Raw genomic sequence first — 18653 nt, 5'->3', positions numbered from 1 at the left:
CGGCAAGAGTCTATGTGCCACGCCAATTCTCATCAAGCGCGGCCCCCCGATCTGTGGTAGATCGAGGGGCCGAACCAGCTATCCGATTGCATCAATTGTCGTTCGCGACCCGAGCGGGAAGGGTCTCAGGTTTCCATGACGGCCTTGACTTTTCGAACTCGGAAATCGCCTCTACCTGGCGCAACGTGAGTCCGATGTCGTCGAGACCCTCGAGCAGTCGCCAGCGGGTGTAGTCGTCAATCTCGAACGGCACCACCGTCGTTCCAGCGGTCACGGTCTTGGTTTCGAGATCGACCACAAGTTCCAGACCGGGCTGCTCCTCGAGCAGCTTCCACAGCATCTCGACGTCGCTCTGCTCGACCTGAGCGGCGAGCAGACCGGCCTTGCCCGAGTTGCCGCGGAAGATATCGGCAAAACGTGACGCAATGACGACACGGAAACCGAAGTCGGACAACGCCCACACCGCGTGTTCACGAGACGACCCCGTACCGAAGTCAGGACCTGCCACCAGGACGCTGCCCTTGTCGTACGGTGCGACGTTGAGGATGAACTCCGGATCAGTCCGCCACGCGGCGAACAGACCGTCCTCGAAACCGCTGCGGGTCACCCGCTTCAGGTACACCGCGGGGATGATCTGATCGGTGTCGACGTTGGACCGGCGCAGCGGGACACCGATTCCCTTATGAGTGGTAAAGGCTTCCATCGTTTTTCTCCTAGTTCCCTTGCGCCCTATGCCAGATCTGCCGGTGCCGAGAGCGTGCCCCGCACCGCCGTCGCGGCCGCGACGGCCGGGGAAACGAGGTGCGTACGCCCACCCTTGCCTTGGCGGCCTTCGAAATTGCGGTTCGAGGTCGATGCCGAACGCTCACCGGGCGCCAACTGGTCCGGGTTCATGCCCAGGCACATCGAGCATCCGGCCTGACGCCATTCCGCGCCTGCGGTGGTGAAGATCTCACCGAGACCTTCCTCCTCCGCCTGCGCGCGCACTCGCATCGAGCCCGGAACGACCAGCATCCGAACGCCCTCCGCGACCTTGCGCCCCTTCAGAACCTCGGCGACGGCACGGAGATCCTCGATGCGGCCGTTGGTGCACGAACCGACGAAGACTGTGTCGACCGACACGTCGCGCAGCGGGGTGCCGGCTTCCAATCCCATGTAGGCCAGCGCCTTCTCCGCTGCGAACCGTTCGCTCTCGTCGGCGATATCGGAAGGATTCGGAACCGAATCACCGAGCGGGGCACCCTGTCCGGGATTCGTGCCCCAGGTGACGAAAGGCGTCAACGACGCGGCGTCGATGTGCACCTCGGCATCGAAAACCGCGTCGTCATCGGTCTTCAGCTGTTCCCAGGCGGCAACGGCTGCATCCCAATCGGCTCCCTGCGGAGCGTGCGGGCGACCCTTGATGAACTCGTAGGTGATCTCGTCCGGCGCGATCATGCCGGCGCGAGCACCCGCCTCGATCGACATGTTGCAGATCGTCATCCGGGCGTCCATCGAGAGTTTGCGGATCGCCTCGCCGCGGTACTCGAGGACGTAACCCTGTCCCCCACCGGTACCGATCTTCGCAATGACGGCGAGGATCAGGTCCTTGCTCGTGACGCTCGGCGGCAGTTCACCGTCGACGGTGATCGCCATGGTCTTGAACGGGCGCAACGACAGCGTCTGCGTCGCCATCACGTGCTCGACCTCGCTGGTGCCGATTCCCATTGCAAGAGCACCGAACGCGCCGTGCGTCGACGTGTGGCTGTCACCACACACGACGGTCGTGCCCGGCTGGGTCAGTCCCAGTTGTGGGCCGACGACGTGCACGATGCCCTGATCGAGATCACCCATGGGATGCAGGCGAACTCCGAATTCCTCGCAGTTCTTCCGCAAGGTATCGACCTGGGTGCGCGAGACCGGGTCTGCGATCGGCTTGTCGATGTCGACCGTGGGGACGTTGTGGTCCTCGGTCGCGATCGTCAGGTCCGGGCGACGCAGTTTGCGACCGGCGAGCCGAAGACCGTCGAAGGCCTGCGGGCTGGTGACCTCGTGAACGAGGTGCAGGTCGATGTAGATGAGATCCGGCTGGCGCGCCGATCCCTCTCCTTCACCGCGCACGACAACGTGGTCGTCCCACACCTTCTCGGCCAGAGTGCGTCCTCTGTCAGCCATCTTCTCCACCTCTGTATCGGAATGTCGCGCCAACGGGTTCCTGGGCTGCCCCGTGTCGCGTGCCGTGTCGAACCACCAGTCACGCAATCGGCTATGATCCCAATATGCGAGAAGGGAGTTTCGATCTATGAGACAGCATAGCGGCATCGGGGTACTCGACAAAGCAATGGGCGTCCTCCATGCGGTCGCCGAACAGCCCTGCAGCCTCACCGAACTCTGCAACCGGACCGGACTCCCCCGCGCCACCGCACATCGCCTCGCCGTGGGACTCGAGGTGCACCGACTCCTCACCCGCGACGCCGATGGCCTGTGGTGCACCGGGCCCGGGCTCGGCGAGCTGGCCGCGAGCGCGAGCGACACCCTCGTCGACGCCGCAGCGCTGGTCCTTCCGCGACTGCGCGAGATCACCGGCGAGAGCGTGCAGCTGTACCGACGCGAGGGCACCCATCGCGTGTGCATCGCATCGATGGAACCCCCGACGGGCCTGCGCGACACCGTGCTCGTCGGCGCGCGACTACCGATGACGGCCGGATCGGGTGCCAAGGTCCTACTCGCATGGGCGGACGCCCAGACCCAGCGCGCCATCCTCCCCGACGCATCCTTCGGCGAGCGGGTTCTCGTCGAGGTGCGCCGCCGCGGCTGGGCGCAGAGCGCGGCCGAACGCGAATCAGGTGTCGCGAGCGTCGCCGCTCCGGTTCGGGATGCCGCCGGCAACGTCGTGGCAGCGATCTCGGTCTCCGGACCCATCGACCGCATGGGCCGACGCCCCGGCGCGCGCTGGGCTGCCGACCTCCTCGCTGCGGCGGACGCACTCCACAAGCGCCTGTAAGGATGTAACAGACCCCACTCGGTTCCCTGCCAAGTGATTCGTGGCACAGTCGCTCGTGAGAACGAATTCCATACGAGTGGAGGTACGGCTGTGGGGACCAACCAACGCGGGCAGATAACCATGTCGGACGCCGAGATCACCGAATTCATCGAGCGAAGCCGAGTCTCGACGATAGCCACGATCGGAGCGACCGGCACTCCCCACCTCGTCGCGATGTGGTACGCCGTGATCGACGGCGAATTGTGGTTCGAGACGAAGGCCAAGTCGCAGAAGTCCGTCAACCTCCGGCGCGACAGCCGGCTCACGATGATGATCGAGGACGGCGATACGTACGACACGCTCCGCGGTGTATCCATCGAAGGACGCGGGGAGATCGTGGACGACCCGGAGGCGCTGTTCAAGGTCGGAATCAGCATCTGGGAGCGGTACACGGGGCCCTATTCCGAGGACGTCAAGCCCGCGGTCGAGATGATGTTGCACAAGCGCATTGCGGTCAAGGTCGTACCGGAGCGGGTGCGCTCATGGGATCACCGCAAGCTGGGGCTTCCTGCCATGCCGGTCGGCGGATCCACCGCCGCATATCTCTAGACGACCGGCCCCGCCGGGAAAAACGACGCGACGTGACCCCGGTCTCGGCGGTACATTCCGAATCGGACGACCCACCACCGAGGCAGGGAGGAGGACGACGTGAGCGATTCCGCCGACAAAGACATCAAGCGAAAGTTCCGCGAGGCGCTCGACCGCAAGAATCACCGACAGTCGGGTGCGACCGCGCATCTGGACGGGCAGTCGAAGGTCCACGATGCGCACAGCAGCGCCGATCACAAGCGTGAGTTCCGCCGCAAGAGCGGCTGAGGCTCAGCGCAGGCCTCCTGCGGAACCCGGAAAGCGAAAAGACCCTCCGATCGATGATCGGAGGGTCTTGCTTTGTAGCCCCGACGGGATTCGAACCCGCGCTACCGCCTTGAGAGGGCGGCGTCCTAGGCCGCTAGACGACGGGGCCAGGATCTTCTTTGTTGTGCACACTGTGCGCCCGGAAACATGCTCTCACCAAGAGAAAATCCCCCTGATCCAGGATTAGAGGACGCTTCCTTGGTAGCCCCGACGGGATTCGAACCCGCGCTACCGCCTTGAGAGGGCGGCGTCCTAGGCCGCTAGACGACGGGGCCAGAACATTTTCAAGGTGTGCCGCCGCATGCTCGCGACACGATGGAACGCTTCCGATTCCGATCGAACCCTCGCGGATCAGATCTTCGACGGAAACTCGATCAGCTGAGCTGACCGGAGTTCAGAGTGAAACCACTTGAACTCTCCGCTGGGGTACCAGGACTCGAACCTAGAATGGCGGTACCAGAAACCGCTGTGTTGCCAATTACACCATACCCCAATGATCTTCCAGGCTTGCCTGACCTTGCGGCCGGGGGCTCGCCTTTCGAACGAGGAGAACAATATCAAAGCCCCCCAGTGTTTCTCCAAATCGGCTGGTCAGAGGGCTGAAAACGCCCTCTGACCGCCGACGGGAAGCCTAGATTCCGACCTGAGCGCGGGCGGAGCGCAGACGAGCGAGCGTCGCCTCCCGGCCGAGCAGTTCCATCGACTCGTACAGCGGCGGGCTGATGTGCGAGCCGGTAACCGCGACACGAACCGGCGCGAACGCCTTCCGCGGCTTCAGTTCCATCTTCTCGATCAGCGCGGCCTTGAGTGACTCCTCGATATCCGCGGTAACCCACTCCGACAGCGAATCCAGTGCCTCGATCGTCGCGTCCAGGACGGGGGCGGAATCGGCGCCGAGATTCTTCGCCGCGGCAGCCGGGTCGATCCCGAAGTCGGATTCGTCCACCAAGAGGAACTTCATGAGGTCCCACGCGTCCGAGAGGACCACGATGCGCGTCTGGACCAACTCGGCCGCGACGTCGAACTGTTCGTCGGTCAGCGCGTCCACGGGATGCCCGTGCGTGGTCAGGTACTGGCGCAGGCGCGCAGAGAAATCGGCCGGCTCGAGCAGTCGAATGTGCTCGGCGTTGATCGCGTCGGCCTTCTTCTGGTCGAAGCGGGCCGGGTTCGAGTTCACCTTGGAGATGTCGAACGCTGCGACCATCTCGTCGAGCGAGAAGACGTCGTGGTCGTCCGCGATGCTCCAACCCAGCAGGGCCAGGTAGTTGAGCAGGCCCTCGGGGATGAAGCCGCGGTCGCGGTGGATGAAGAGGTTCGACTCGGGATCGCGCTTGGACAGCTTCTTGTTGCCCTGCCCCATCACGAACGGGAGGTGCCCGAACTCGGGCGTGAAATCGGCGACACCGACGCGCTGCAGCGCCTCGTACAACGCCAGCTGACGCGGAGTCGACGACAGCAGATCCTCGCCGCGCAGAACATGCGTGATCTTCATCAACGCGTCGTCGACCGGGTTCACGAGCGTGTACAGCGGGATGCCGTTGCCTCGGGTGAGGGCGAAGTCGGGCACCGTGCCGGCCTTGAACGTCGTCTCACCACGCACCAGGTCGTTCCACGTGAGGTCGTGGTCGGGCATCCGCAGCCGCACGACCGGCTTACGCCCCTCCTCGAGGTACGCCGCACGCTGCTCGTCCGTCAGGTCGCGATCGAAGTTGTCGTAGCCGAGCTTGGGGTCACGTCCGGCCGCCTTGTGCCGCGCCTCGACCTCCTCCGGGGTCGAGAAGGACTCGTAGGCCTCACCGGCCTCGAGCAGACGGCGGACGACGTCGAGGTGCAGGTCGCGTCGCTGCGACTGCCGATACGGCTCGTGCGGGCCGCCCACTTCCGGACCCTCGTCCCAGTTCAGGCCCAGCCAGCGCAGTGCGTCCAGGATCGCCTGGTACGACTCCTCCGTGTCACGGGCGGCGTCCGTGTCCTCGATGCGGAACACGAACGTGCCACCGTGGTGACGTGCGAACGCCCAGTTGAACAGGGCGGTTCGGACGAGCCCGACATGCGGGGTGCCGGTGGGCGACGGACAGAAACGGACACGTACTTCGCTGGTGGTCATGGCTCACTTCGGGTCGACACTGCTAGACGCTGCTAGGCGTGGTCATCTACGGAAACGGACCCTTACAGGCTAGTCCGCACCCCTCCGGAGCGGTATCCGATCAGCGCTTGGCGGCAACCGGATTGGTCAGAGTGCCGATGCCCTCCACCGTGACGCTCACGCTCTGACCGTCGACGATGGGGCCCACACCCTCGGGCGTGCCGGTGAGGATGACGTCGCCGGGCAGTAGCGTCATGACCGCGGACACCCATTCGATGACCTTCGGGATGTCGTGCAGCAGAAGCGAAGTGCGGCTGCGCTGCTTGACCTCGCCGTCCACCTCGGTCTTGATCTCGACGTCCGAGACGTCCAGGTTCGTCTCGATCCACGGACCGAGCGGGCAGAACGTGTCGTAGCCCTTCGCACGGGTCCACTGCCCGTCGTGACGCTGCTGATCGCGGGCGGTGACATCGTTGGCGACGGTGTACCCGAGCACGACGTCGAGCGCCTTCGCCGCAGGTACGTCCTTGCAGGGACGCCCGATGACGACCGCGAGTTCGCCCTCGTAGTGCACCTCGTTCGACGACGGCGGCAGCATGATCGGCGCGCCCGGACCGACGATCGACGTGTTGGGCTTGATGAAGATGACCGGATCCTCGGGTGCCTCGCCGCCCATCTCCGCGGCGTGCGCTGCGTAATTCTTGCCGACGCAGATCACCTTGCTCGCCAGGATCGGCGCCAGCAGTCGGACGTCGGCCAGGGGCCAGCTACGCCCGGTGAAAGTCGGTGTACCGAAGGGGTGTTCGGCGATCTCCTTCGCAGTCTGCGCGTCGCCCTCCCCCTCGATCGACACGAAGGCAACTCCATCGGGACTGGCAATTCGACCAAGGCGCATGTGGCCGAGTCTATCGACTCGCGCGACATCGCCACGGAGTACCCGTCGTGCACCCGTCGGCGAAGGGTCTACACTTCGAGCGATATCCACATTCTAGGACATTCATTTCACATATTGGGACGGCAATATGGACACCACGGCAGGCGAGGAAGTTCGGGTGAATTCGACGAAGCGTTGGTCGATGCTGGGACTGGGTGTGCTCGCGCAGGCCGCGGGCGCGGTGTTCTCCAACGCGCCGGCCTTCCTGCTGCCCACGTTGCAGAACATCCACGGGATGGAACTCTCCCGCGCCGGACTCGTGGTGGCCGCACCCACTGTCGGGTTCCTCGTCAGCCTGATGGCATGGGGCGCCGTCGTCGACCGCATCGGCGAACGCCGGGTCCTGGTGATGGGCATGGCCGGCACGGCCCTGGCGAGCGCCGGTGCAGCGTTCAGCTCGTCGTTCGTGATGCTGGGTGTGTTCCTGCTGATCGGCGGGATGGCAGCATCGAGCGCGAACGCTGCCAGCGGACGCGTGGTGGTCGGCTGGTTCCCAGCACATCGGCGCGGACTGGCAATGGGAATCCGCCAGATGGCGCTCCCACTGGGAGTCGCGGTGGCTGCGCTCACGGTGCCCCGCATCGCCGAATCCCACGGCATCGGTTGGGCATTGGCGCTGCCCACCGCTGTGACGTTCATCGCTGCGGTCGCGTGCCTGTTCGTCGTCGACCCACCACGCCCGGACCGCACGGCCGCGCAGCAGACGGGTCTGCTGGACAACCCGTACCGAAAGTCGAGTGTGCTGTGGCGGATTCACGGAGTCTCGGTGCTGCTGGTGGTTCCGCAATACCTCGTGTGGACGTTCTCGCTGTTGTGGTTGATGACCGATCGAAACTGGTCGGCGGCATCCGCCGGACTTCTGATCACCGTGACCCAATTGCTCGGAGCCGCAGGTCGGATCGTCGCGGGAGCACTGTCGGATCGAGTGGGCAGTCGCATGCGCCCACTGCGCTGGGTCGCGATCGCCGCCGCGATCTCGATGGGTGCACTGGCGCTGACCGACTGGCTGGACTCCCCCGTGTCCGTGGCCTTGCTGGTCCTGGCGTCGGTGATCACTGTGGCAGACAACGGATTGGCCTTCACCGCCGTCGCCGAGATCGCCGGGCCCTACTGGAGCGGACGCGCACTCGGCACCCAGAACACGAGCCAGTATCTGGCGGCGTCGGTGGTGCCACCGCTCTTCGGCGGCCTGATCGCGGCGGTGAGTTTCCCTGTCGCCTTCGCGATCACCGCGTTGTTCCCACTGGTGGCGGTGCCGCTGGTTCCCGCGGATCACCCCGAACGTCGCTGACACCCGAAGCACCTGCAAACGACTCGACCGCCGCACGGATTCCGGGCGGCGGTCGAGTCTGTGGAAAGAAGGCCTAGACGGCGGCGGCGATCCGGTCGCCGACCTCGGTGGTGACGATCGGAGCGTCACCACGCGAGGACAGATCCGCCTCGACGGCAGTCTCGATGCGAGCGGCGTCGTCCTCGCGGCCGAGGTGACGCAGCAGCATGGCGGCCGACAGGATCGCGGCGGTCGGATCGGCGATGCCCTGTCCGGCGATGTCCGGCGCCGAGCCGTGGACCGGCTCGAACATCGACGGGTTGGTGCCCGACGCGTCGATGTTGGCGCTCGCAGCCAGGCCGATACCACCGGTGACCGCGCCCGCAAGATCGGTGATGATGTCGCCGAACAGGTTGTCGGTGACGATCACGTCGAAGCGCGCCGGATCGGTGACCATGTAGATGGTCGCCGCGTCGATGTGGCAGTACGCGGTCTCGACGTCCGGGTACTCGGCACCGATGGTCTCCATCGCACGGGTCCAGATGCGGCCCGCGTTCGACAGCACGTTGGTCTTGTGGATGAGCGTCAGGTGGCCCCGGCGGGTCTGCGCCAGCTCGTACGCGGCACGCACGACGCGCTCCGCGCCGAACCACGTGTTGACCGAGACCTCGGTGGCAACCTCGTGCGGGGTGCCGATGCGGATCGATCCACCGTTGCCGGTGTACGGGCCCTCGGTGCCCTCACGGACCACGATGAAGTCGATGTCCGGGTTCGCGGCCAACGGCGAGCTCGAGCCCGGGTAGGTGCGGGCCGGACGCAGGTTCACGTGGTGATCGAGCAGGAACCGCATGTTCAGCAGCAGGCCACGCTCGAGGATGCCCGGCGCGACGAACCGCGGATCGCCGATGGCGCCGAGCAGGATCGCGTCGTGCTGACGGATCGCGTCGAGCTCGGCCTCCGGCAGCAGGTCGCCGGTCTCGTTGTAGCGCTTGGCACCGAGGTCGAACTCGGTGGTCTCCACATCGGGAACCAGCTTCCGGAGCACCTTCAGCGCTTCCGCCGTGACCTCGACACCGATGCCGTCACCGGGAATGACCGCAAGCTTCATGGGACACACTCTCTTTCGACTGAGAATCCACCGGTGGCGTGAGACACCCCGGTTGCGCCGGTGGCCGCGACCGTCCTCGACGATCGCGGCCACCGGGTAGGGATGGAGAAGATCAGGACAGGTCGACCTGCGCGACTCGCGCGTCGAGCTGCTCCACGATCTGCGCGATCTCGGCATCGCCGACGACGCGGTCGACGCGCAGGATGACGGTGGCACCCTCGCCCTCGACGTCCTGGCTCAGAGCGGCGGCCTGGATGTCGATGCCGGCGGTGCCGAGCACGGTACCCAGGACGCCGAGCACGCCCGGACGATCCACGTAGTGGACCACGATGTTGTGACCCTCGGCGCGCAGATCGAAGCTGCGGCCGTTGATGTTGACGATCTTCTCGACCTGCTGCAGGCCGGTCAGCGCGCCCGCGACGGTGGTGACGGTGCCGTCGGCGGCGACCGCACGCACCTCGACGGCGCTGCGATGCGTCTGCGCCTCGCTGTGCTTCTCGACCTCGACGCTCACACCGCGCTGCTCGGCGAGCTGCGGGGCGTTGACGAACGTGACAGCCTCGTCGCTGCTCGCGGAGAACAGGCCACGCAGGGCGGCCAGACCGAGGATCTCGACGTTCTCGGCCGACATCTCACCGCTCGCGACGACCTGGACGTTCTGGACGGCCTCGGGCGACAGGGTGCCGGCGAGCAGACCCAGCTTGCGGACCAGCTCGAGCCACGGCGCGACCTCTTCGCCGACCGGGCCACCGGAGACGTTGACGGCGTCCGGCACGAACTCGCCGGCGAGGGCCAGCAGGACGCTCTTGGCGACGTCGGTGCCCGCGCGGTCCTGCGCCTCCGAGGTCGATGCACCGAGGTGCGGGGTGACGACGACGTTGTCGAGGTCGAACAGCTTGGAGTCGGTGCACGGCTCGGTGTTGAACACGTCGAGGCCGGCGGCGCGGACCTTGCCGCCCACGAGCGCGTCGTACAGCGCGTCCTCGTCGATCAGGCCACCGCGGGCGGCGTTGACGATGATGACGCCGTCCTTGGCCTTGGCCAGGCGCTCGGCGTTCAGCAGACCCGCGGTCTCCTTGGTCTTGGGCAGGTGCACCGAGATGAAGTCGGCGCGCTCGACCAGCTGGTCGATGTCGACCAGCTCGATGCCCAGCTGCGCGGCGCGAGCAGCCGGCAGGTAGGGGTCGTACGCGATGATCTCGGTCTCGAACGCGGCGAGACGCTGCGCGAACAGCTGGCCGATGCGGCCCAGGCCGACGACGCCGACGGTCTTGCCGAGGATCTCGGTCCCGTTGAAGCTCGAACGCTTCCAGGTCTTCTCGCGCAGCGTGCGGTCGGCGGCCGGGATCTGGCGCGCGGTCGACAGCAGCAGCGAGACGGCGTGCTCGGCGGCCGAGTGGATGTTCGAGGTCGGCGCGTTGACGACCATGACGCCACGCTCGGTGGCGGCCGGGATGTCGACGTTGTCGAGGCCGACACCGGCGCGGCCGACGATCTTCAGCTTCGTGGCGGCGGCGAGGACCTCGGCGTCGACCGTCGTGGCCGAGCGGACGAGCAGAGCGTCGGCCTCGGGCACGGCCGCGAGCAGCGCGGGACGGTCCGGGCCGTCGACCCAGCGCACCTCGACACCGTCACCGAGCGCATCGACGGTCGATTGTGCGAGCTTGTCGGCGATCAGGACAACGGGACGGCCATTCTGGCTCACGAGGAACTCTCCTGTGTTTCGGTGTCTGGTGGGTCGGGTCGAGCGATTGTCCGTGGCCGGGCACCGCTTCGGGCGCGCGCGGGTCTCAGACGTGATCAGTTTAGTTGGCCGTGCGCCACGATTCCGCAGGGCGGGTACCCGCTACCACATAGTGGACACCGCCGGCGGGCAATTCGGAGAGTCTCGCCGCAGCCGGGAACGACTCCGGCCCGGGACCCACGCGACACGTCGCGCGGCTCCCGGGCCGACAGAAGAGGCTGTGGATCAGGCCGTCTCGGTGATCGGACGATCGACCCAGCTCATCAGGTCGCGCAGCTTCTTGCCGGTGACCTCGATGGGGTGCTCGGCATTCTCCTTGCGCAGGCCCTCGAGCTCGGTGTTGCCGTTCTCGACGTTGGCGACCAGACGACGGGTGAACTCGCCCGACTGGATGTCGGCCAGGATCGCCTTCATGCGCTCCTTGGTGCCGGCGTCGATGACGCGGGGACCGGACAGGTAGCCACCGAACTCAGCGGTGTCGGACACCGAGTAGTTCATGCGGGCGATGCCGCCCTCGTACATGAGGTCGACGATGAGCTTGAGCTCGTGCAGCACCTCGAAGTACGCCATCTCGGGCGCGTAGCCGGCCTCGACCATGACCTCGAAACCGGTCTTGACCAGTTCCTCGGTGCCGCCGCAGAGCACAGCCTGCTCGCCGAAGAGATCCGTCTCGGTCTCTTCCTTGAACGTGGTCTTGATGACGCCCGCGCGGGTGCCACCGATGGCCTTCGCGTAGGACAGAGCCAGCGCCTGGCCCTCACCCTTCGGGTCCTGGTGGACGGCGATCAGGGCCGGAACGCCCTTGCCGTCGACGAACTGACGACGGACCAGGTGGCCCGGGCCCTTCGGCGCGACCATGGCGACGGTGACGTTCTCCGGGGCCGTGATCAGGTCGAAGTGGATGTTGAGGCCGTGGCCGAAGAACAGCGCGTCGCCGTCCTTCAGGTTCGGCTCGATGTCGTTCTTGAAGATCGACGCCTGAGCGGTGTCGGGGGCGAGCACCATGATGACGTCGGCCCACTCGGCAACCTCTGCCGGCGTGCCAACGGTCAGGCCCTGCTCCTCGGCCTTGGCGCGGGACTTCGAACCCTCCTTGAGGCCGATGCGCACATCGACACCGGAATCGCGCAGGCTCAGCGAGTGCGCGTGGCCCTGGCTGCCGTAGCCGATGACCGCGACCTTGCGGCCCTGGATGATCGACAGGTCTGCATCGTCGTCGTAGAACATCTCGACTGCCACAGTTCTTACCTTCCCTCTGGGTTCTATGAACGCTTGATTGTCTGTTGTGTGCTGGTGAACGGATCTAGCGGGTGGCCGTGATGGACTTCGGCCCGCGGCCGACCGCCACCACACCGGACTGCACGATCTCGCGGATACCGAACGGATCGAGCATGCGCAGGAGCGCGTCCAGCTTGGACCGCGTGCCGGTCGCCTCGATCGTGACGGCCTCCGGGGACACGTCGATCACCTTGGCGCGGAACAGGTTCACGGTCTCGATCACCTGGGTGCGCACGCTGGCGTCGGCGCGGACCTTGATCAGGATCAGCTCGCGCGCCACCGACGCCTCGGTGTCCTGCTCGACGATCTTGATGACGTTGATCAGCTTGTTGAGCTGCTTGGTCACCTGCTCGAGCGGGAACTCGTCGACGGTCACGACGATGGTCATGCGCGAGATGTCGGGAACCTCGGTGCCACCCACGGCGAGCGACTCGATGTTGAAGCCCCGGCGGGAGAAGAGTGCAGCGACGCGGGCCAGCACGCCCGGCTTGTCCTCGACGAGAACACTGAGGGTGTGACTGGTGCTCACTGACGTTCCTCCCCGGAAGCGGCCTGCTCACGCGCGGCTTCCTGCATGGCCTCGTGGATGGTTGCGGGTTCGTCCGCAGCCTCGTCTTCGTCGAACAGCGGACGGATGCCCCGTGCCGCCATGATCTCGTCGTTGCTGGTGCCGGCCGCGACCATCGGCCAGACCTGTGCGTCGGCGCCGACGATGAAGTCGATGACGACGGGCTTGTCGTTGATCGACTGCGCGGTACGGATGGCGTCCTCGACGTCCTCCTCGCGCTCGACCCGGATGCCGACGCAGCCCAGCGCCTCGGCCAGCTTCACGAAGTCCGGGATACGGACGGCGCCGTGGGTGCCCAGGTTGGTGTTGGAGTAACGCTCGTCGTAGAAGAGCGTCTGCCACTGGCGGACCATGCCGAGGTTGCCGTTGTTGACGAGGGCGACCTTGATCGGCACGCCCTCCAGGGCGCACGTGGCCAGTTCCTGATTGGTCATCTGGAAGCAGCCGTCGCCGTCGATGGCCCAGACCTCACGGTCCGGCATGCCCATCTTGGCGCCCATCGCGGCCGGCACGGCGTAGCCCATCGTGCCCAGGCCACCCGAGTTGAGCCAGGTGCGCGGCTTCTCGTAGTTGACGAACTGCGCGGCCCACATCTGGTGCTGGCCGACGCCGGCGCAGTAGATCGCGTCCGGGCCCGCGAGCCGGCCGACGGCCTGGATCACGTACTCGGGCGACAGCGACCCGTCCGCCGGACGGTCGTAGGCCAGCGGGTAGGTGCGGCGGATGCCGTCGAGGTACGCCCACCACTCGGTGAGGTCGAGGGTCGTACCCGTCGCCTGATCGGCGCGGATCGCCTCGAGCAGCTCGGTGATGACCTCCTTGCAGTCGCCCACGATCGGGACGTCCGCGTGGCGGTTCTTGCCGATCTCCGCCGGATCGATGTCGGCGTGGATGACCTTGGCGTCGGGCGCGAACGAGTCGAGCTGACCGGTGACCCGGTCGTCGAACCGCGCTCCGAGGGTGATCAGCAGGTCGCTCCTCTGCAGCGCGGCGACGGCCGCGACCGTGCCGTGCATGCCCGGCATGCCGCAGTTGAGCTGGTGGCTGTCCGGGAACGCACCACGAGCCATGAGGGTGGTGACGACGGGAATGCCGGTCAGCTCGGCCAGTTCGAGCAGCTCGGCCGACGCATCGGCCTTGATGACGCCGCCACCGACGTACAGGACCGGGGACTTGGCGTCGGCGATGAGCCGCGCAGCCTCGCGCACCTGCTTGCCGTGCGGCTTGGTGACCGGACGGTAGCCGGGCAGGTGCATCTCCGGCGGCCACGAGAACGTGGTCTGCGCCTGCAGGATGTCCTTGGGGATGTCGACGAGGACCGCGCCCGGGCGGCCGCTCGACGCCAGGTAGAACGCCTCCGCCAGGATCCGCGGGATGTCGATGCCGTCGGTGATGAGGAAATTGTGCTTGGTGACGGGCATCGTGATGCCGGAGATGTCGGCTTCCTGGAACGCATCGGTCCCGATCAGCCCGCGCCCGACCTGCCCCGTGATGGCAACGACCGGAACAGAGTCCATCTGGGCATCCGCGAGCGGGGTCACCAGGTTGGTCGCACCGGGCCCGGACGTTGCCATGCAGACGCCGACCTTGCCGGTTGCCTGGGCATAGCCGGTCGCGGCGTGACCCGCGCCCTGCTCGTGGCGCACCAGGACGTGCCGAACCTTCTTCGAGTCGAAGAGCGGGTCGTACACCGGCAGAACGGCCCCACCCGGGATGCCGAACACGGTGTCGACCTCGAGCTCCTCGAGGGCGCGAACCACGGACTGCGCGCCGGTGACCCGCTCAGGGGCGACCTGACGACGGTTACCGGGCTGCGCCGCGGCTGCCCTGCTGTCTCCCGCGGTCGGGCCGGTAGCTCCCGACTTGCGCGGCGTGGGTTGAGGCCGTGCGGTTGGTGCGCTCACTGGAAAGTCCTCTTTGATTCTGGCTCCGGGCAACAAAAAACCCTCGTCAGCATCCGCTGTACGAGGGTGGCGCGTCGTTATCTGGCGAGTTGCAGCAACCGGCTCAGGCGACGACGCGCCGGCCGATTACGAGCAACTCATTCTGTTTCACGCGCTCGACGGTAGGCGCGTAAATGGTAGACAGTCAACTTTGGTGAGTGAGCTGTCCCAGAATGTAAGATGCCTCGGCTGCAGTGCGAAGATGTAGAGGTGTCATCTCCTCAGCAGCCCGTGCCACCACAGTCATCATCCCATACGTCGACGGACAGCCGACAGGTCATCCGGATTTCGCCGCTCGCACTGATTGCGTGCATATTCCTGCTGTTCTGCCTCAGCTTCCCGGTCCTGGGGTGGCCGGCGGGGTTCGCTTGGACGCTGGTGATCCCGTTCCTCGTCGCCGCCTGGGTGCTGCGCGTGCGCACCACGGTCACGCCCGACGGCCTCGAACTGCGTCGAGCCTTCTCCTCGCAGTCCATATCGTGGGATCAGATCAAGGGCTTCAGGTTCCCGAAGCGGGGCTGGGCGCGGGCCGACCTCGTCGACGGCACCGAGGTGTCGCTGCCGACCGTGACGTTCGGGCGACTGCCCCAGCTGGCGTCTGCGAGCGGCGGGCGGGTCACCGACCCCTACGCGGCCGCACGCGAGGCGGACGAGCGCAAGCACCGCGCCGAGGCCGAGGCCGCCGACGCGCCGGAGCCGAATGACGAATGACCCGGTCACGGGAGTAGCGTCGCACCAGGACGTCTCCCACTCCCACCGGAGATGACGAGGCAGTACTACAGCCGATATCGGGTCCAGCCGACCAGCACCCCACGGGCCCACACGTTCACGAACTTTTCTCGCTGCGCTCGGCGTGCACAGCCCGCCGCCGAGAACCGCTGATCGACGAAGGAATCCGCCCATGCCCCCGCTGAGGTCACGCACCACCACCGTCGGACGCAACGCTGCCGGAGCCCGCTCGCTGTGGCGCGCCACCGGCATGACCGACTCCGACTTCGGTAAGCCGATCGTCGCGATCGCCAACTCGTACACCCAGTTCGTCCCCGGCCACGTCCACCTCAAGGATGTCGGCGACATCGTCGCAGAGGCCGTCCGCGCCGCCGGCGGTGTGCCCCGCGAGTTCCACACGATCGCCGTCGACGACGGCATCGCGATGGGCCACGGCGGCATGCTGTACTCGCTGCCGAGCCGCGAGATCATCGCCGACTCCGTCGAGTACATGGTCAACGCCCACACCGCCGACGCCCTGGTGTGCATCTCGAACTGCGACAAGATCACCCCCGGCATGCTCAATGCGGCTATGCGACTGAACATCCCGACGGTCTTCGTCTCCGGTGGCCCGATGGAGGCCGGCAAGGCCGTCGTCGTCGGCGGCGTCGCCCAGGCCCCCACCGACCTGATCACCGCGATCTCCGCGAGCGCGAACGACGCCGTGTCCGAGGAGGGCCTCGACGAGGTCGAACGCAGCGCGTGCCCGACGTGTGGTTCGTGCTCGGGCATGTTCACCGCGAACTCGATGAACTGCCTCACCGAGGCACTGGGCCTGGCCCTGCCCGGCAACGGTTCGACGCTGGCCACGCACGAGGCACGTCGCGCCCTGTTCAGCCGCGCCGGCACCACCGTCGTCGAAGCCGCGCTGCGCTACTACCGCGACGAGGACGAGTCGGTTCTGCCCCGGAACATCGCTTCGCCCAAGGCGTTCCGCAACGCGATGGCACTCGACGTGGCGATGGGCGGCTCCACCAACACCGTCCTGCACACACTTGCCGCCGCCCAGGAGGGCGAGGTCGACTTCGACCTCACCACGATCGACGAGATCAGCCGTCGCGTGCCGTGCCTGTCGAAGGTCTCCCCCAACTCGGATTACCACATGGAGGACGTCCACCGGGCCGGCGGCATCCCCGCGCTGCTCGGCGAGCTGCGCCGCGCCGACCTGCTCGAGACCGATGTCTCCACCGTCCACACCAAGAGCTTCGACGAGTGGCTCGACACGTGGGACATCCGCTCCGGCAAGGCGAGTGACGAAGCGCTCGAGCTCTTCCACGCGGCGCCGGGCGGCGTCCGCACGACGGAGCCGTTCTCGACGAACAACCGCTGGAGCGCGCTGGACACGGACGCCGAGGGCGGCTGCATCCGCGACCTCGAGCACGCGTACACCGTCGAAGGCGGCCTGTGCGTGCTGCGCGGCAACATCGCCGTCGACGGCGCGATCCTCAAGACCGCCGGCATCGACGAGGAACTGTTCTCGTTCCAGGGCCCGGCCGTCGTCGTCGAGTCCCAGGAAGCCGCCGTCTCGGTGATCCTGCAGAAGCAGATCAAGCCGGGCGACGTCATCGTGGTCCGCTACGAGGGTCCCAAGGGCGGCCCGGGCATGCAGGAGATGCTGCATCCCACCGCCTTCCTCAAGGGCGCCGGTCTGGGCAAGCAGTGCGCACTGGTCACCGACGGCCGCTTCTCCGGCGGCACCTCCGGCCTGTCGATCGGCCACATCTCTCCCGAGGCCGCGTCGGGCGGTGTGATCGGACTCGTCGAGGACGGCGACCAGATCCGCATCGACGTCAAGACCCGCACCCTCGAGGTCCTCGTCGACGACGAGACCCTCGCGCAGCGTCGCGCCAAGATGGAGGCCTCCGAGCGTCCGTGGCAGCCGGTCGACCGTCAGCGCACCGTCACCACCGCGCTGCGTGCCTACGCCGCGCTGGCCACCTCGGCCGACAAGGGTGCCGTCCGCTACGTGCCGTAGCGGTCCTGCCGCTCCGCTCTTCGCTGTGCCGCGTCCCCGATCGGGGGCGCGGCACAGCCGTTTCCGGAGCGGCAGATCTGTGGATACCGAGAAATCCATCCACAGATCGCGCAGCGGGCGTCCGGGGCGACGTGCGGCGCGGCACTCTCGGGCCCATGGAATTCGACGGCACACCACTGGTGTTCAGATCCGACGCCCTGTGTCGGGGCTTCACCGATCACGAACTGCGCGCGGCCCGGCGGTCACGAGAGTTGCTCGCGGTCAGGCCGGGCGCCTACGTCCGCGCGACCGACCTCGCGCGACTCGACTCCGCGGCGCAGCACCGACTCGCCCTCCTCGCCATGGCGGCGGCGTGTCCCGACGTCGTCGTGAGCCACGTGTCGGCGGCGGTGCTGTACGGCATCGACATCTGGAACGTGCCCCTGCAGCGGGTTCACTCCACCCTCGACCGCCCATCCGGCGGCAAGATCACCGCGCGCCGTCACGCGCACGTCGCGCACCTGCCCACCGAGGACGTGGTCGCCGTGGGTGGGGTTCAGGTCACGGCGCCAGCGCGCACGATCGTCGACCTCGCGCGGACACTGCCGTTCGAGTGCGCAGTCGTAGCAGGCGACCATGCCCTCGCGACAGGCCTCGTGACGCGCGCGGATCTCGACGAAGCGCGCGGACGGTGTCGTGGCCGACGCGGCGCGGCGCAGGCCGGAAGAGTGGTCGCGTTCCTGGACGGGCGCAGCGAGAGCGTCGGCGAATCCCGTAGCCGTGTGCTGATCCATCGGGAGCGACTCCCGGTTCCCGACCTCCAGCGCGTGCTCAGCGACGACGGCCTCCCGATCGGTCGAGTCGACTTCTTCTTCGAGCGCGAGCGCGCGGTCGGTGAGTTCGACGGCCTCGGCAAGTACACACAGCATCTGCGCCCCGGCCAGACCACCGAACAGGCGGTGATCGAGGAGAAGCTGCGAGAGGACGGCATCCGGGGCGCCGGCTACGGCGTCGCCCGGTGGGGCTGGCGCGAGCTGTCCACTCCCGCGGAGGTGGTGCGCCGGCTGCGGCGGGCCTTCGGCTGACACGGGGTTGCCGCTCCGGAATTGGTCGTGCCGCTCCC

16 protein-coding genes and 3 tRNA genes are annotated in these 18653 nt (G+C 67.0%); 7 read left to right on the top strand and 12 right to left on the bottom strand.

Features of this window, described 5'->3' with window-relative positions; translation table 11 throughout:
* Positions 1–91 precede the first annotated feature (91 nt).
* On the bottom strand, positions 92–703 hold the full coding sequence (gene leuD / locus C8K36_RS04330) for a 3-isopropylmalate dehydratase small subunit (protein WP_107983147.1): 612 nt from the start codon (positions 701–703) through the stop codon (positions 92–94).
* 26 nt (positions 704–729) lie between these two features.
* Positions 730–2163 carry a 3-isopropylmalate dehydratase large subunit gene (gene leuC, locus C8K36_RS04325; protein ID WP_107983146.1) on the bottom strand — a complete coding sequence of 478 codons (1434 nt, stop codon included), beginning with the start codon at positions 2161–2163 and terminating at the stop codon, positions 730–732.
* Between the two features lie 118 nt (positions 2164–2281).
* Here leuC and C8K36_RS04320 point away from each other — a divergent pair, with 118 nt between their 5' ends.
* The 3 genes from C8K36_RS04320 (at position 2282) to C8K36_RS24665 (ending at position 3838) form a co-directional block, all read left to right on the top strand.
* Positions 2282–2983 carry an IclR family transcriptional regulator gene (locus C8K36_RS04320; protein WP_107983145.1) on the top strand — a complete coding sequence of 234 codons (702 nt, stop codon included), beginning with the start codon at positions 2282–2284 and terminating at the stop codon, positions 2981–2983.
* A gap of 90 nt (positions 2984–3073) precedes the next feature.
* Positions 3074–3571 (top strand): pyridoxamine 5'-phosphate oxidase family protein, encoded by a 498-nt coding sequence (locus C8K36_RS04315; protein WP_107983144.1) that lies wholly within the window; start codon positions 3074–3076, stop codon positions 3569–3571.
* Between the two features lie 99 nt (positions 3572–3670).
* Positions 3671–3838: a DUF5302 domain-containing protein gene (locus C8K36_RS24665; protein WP_181319357.1), complete on the top strand. Its 168-nt coding sequence runs from the start codon at positions 3671–3673 to the stop codon at positions 3836–3838.
* A gap of 75 nt (positions 3839–3913) precedes the next feature.
* Here the strand turns inward: C8K36_RS24665 and C8K36_RS04310 are convergent.
* The 5 genes from C8K36_RS04310 to C8K36_RS04290 all read right to left on the bottom strand — a co-directional run bounded on the left by C8K36_RS04310 (position 3914) and on the right by C8K36_RS04290 (position 6858).
* Positions 3914–3986 (bottom strand) — tRNA-Glu (locus C8K36_RS04310).
* Positions 3987–4076: 90 nt separating this feature from the next.
* Positions 4077–4152, bottom strand: a tRNA-Glu gene (locus C8K36_RS04305).
* Between the two features lie 146 nt (positions 4153–4298).
* Positions 4299–4370 (bottom strand) — tRNA-Gln (locus C8K36_RS04300).
* Positions 4371–4508: 138 nt separating this feature from the next.
* The gene (gene gltX, locus C8K36_RS04295) at positions 4509–5984 is read right to left on the bottom strand and encodes a glutamate--tRNA ligase (RefSeq protein WP_107983143.1); all 1476 of its coding nucleotides are present in this window, start codon (positions 5982–5984) and stop codon (positions 4509–4511) included.
* 100 nt (positions 5985–6084) lie between these two features.
* The gene (locus C8K36_RS04290) at positions 6085–6858 is read right to left on the bottom strand and encodes a fumarylacetoacetate hydrolase family protein (RefSeq protein WP_107983142.1); all 774 of its coding nucleotides are present in this window, start codon (positions 6856–6858) and stop codon (positions 6085–6087) included.
* Positions 6859–6985: 127 nt separating this feature from the next.
* On the opposite strand from C8K36_RS04290, the gene C8K36_RS04285 reads away from it, so the two are divergent.
* The gene (locus C8K36_RS04285; protein WP_181319356.1) at positions 6986–8188 is read left to right on the top strand and encodes an MFS transporter; all 1203 of its coding nucleotides are present in this window, start codon (positions 6986–6988) and stop codon (positions 8186–8188) included.
* Between the two features lie 73 nt (positions 8189–8261).
* Here C8K36_RS04285 and C8K36_RS04280 read toward each other — a convergent pair whose 3' ends face one another.
* The 5 genes from C8K36_RS04280 to C8K36_RS04260 form a co-directional block, all read right to left on the bottom strand.
* Positions 8262–9275 (bottom strand): 3-isopropylmalate dehydrogenase, encoded by a 1014-nt coding sequence (locus tag C8K36_RS04280; RefSeq protein ID WP_107983140.1) that lies wholly within the window; start codon positions 9273–9275, stop codon positions 8262–8264.
* A gap of 112 nt (positions 9276–9387) precedes the next feature.
* The gene (serA, locus tag C8K36_RS04275; protein WP_107983139.1) at positions 9388–10980 is read right to left on the bottom strand and encodes a phosphoglycerate dehydrogenase; all 1593 of its coding nucleotides are present in this window, start codon (positions 10978–10980) and stop codon (positions 9388–9390) included.
* Between the two features lie 264 nt (positions 10981–11244).
* Positions 11245–12246 carry a ketol-acid reductoisomerase gene (gene ilvC / locus C8K36_RS04270; protein WP_181319445.1) on the bottom strand — a complete coding sequence of 334 codons (1002 nt, stop codon included), beginning with the start codon at positions 12244–12246 and terminating at the stop codon, positions 11245–11247.
* A gap of 76 nt (positions 12247–12322) precedes the next feature.
* A complete protein-coding gene (gene ilvN / locus C8K36_RS04265; RefSeq protein WP_107983137.1) occupies positions 12323–12826 on the bottom strand; it encodes an acetolactate synthase small subunit in 504 nt (167 codons plus the stop codon).
* The gene (locus tag C8K36_RS04260; RefSeq protein WP_107983136.1) at positions 12823–14769 is read right to left on the bottom strand and encodes an acetolactate synthase large subunit; all 1947 of its coding nucleotides are present in this window, start codon (positions 14767–14769) and stop codon (positions 12823–12825) included. Before C8K36_RS04260 ends, ilvN begins: the two co-directional genes overlap by 4 nt.
* A gap of 270 nt (positions 14770–15039) precedes the next feature.
* Here C8K36_RS04260 and C8K36_RS04255 point away from each other — a divergent pair, with 270 nt between their 5' ends.
* The 3 genes from C8K36_RS04255 (at position 15040) to C8K36_RS04245 (ending at position 18615) form a co-directional block, all read left to right on the top strand.
* Positions 15040–15519 carry a PH domain-containing protein gene (locus C8K36_RS04255; protein ID WP_107983135.1) on the top strand — a complete coding sequence of 160 codons (480 nt, stop codon included), beginning with the start codon at positions 15040–15042 and terminating at the stop codon, positions 15517–15519.
* A gap of 190 nt (positions 15520–15709) precedes the next feature.
* Positions 15710–17551 (top strand): dihydroxy-acid dehydratase, encoded by a 1842-nt coding sequence (gene ilvD, locus C8K36_RS04250; RefSeq protein WP_107983134.1) that lies wholly within the window; start codon positions 15710–15712, stop codon positions 17549–17551.
* A 155-nt stretch (positions 17552–17706) separates the two neighbouring features.
* Positions 17707–18615 carry a type IV toxin-antitoxin system AbiEi family antitoxin gene (locus C8K36_RS04245; RefSeq protein ID WP_107983133.1) on the top strand — a complete coding sequence of 303 codons (909 nt, stop codon included), beginning with the start codon at positions 17707–17709 and terminating at the stop codon, positions 18613–18615.
* The last annotated feature ends 38 nt before the right edge of the window (positions 18616–18653 follow it).

It is taken from the genome of Rhodococcus sp. OK519 (assembly GCF_003051005.1).
Lineage (GTDB): Bacteria > Actinomycetota > Actinomycetes > Mycobacteriales > Mycobacteriaceae > Prescottella.
Note: the sequence above shows the minus strand (reverse complement) of the source record. Positions and strands in the feature narration are given on the sequence as shown.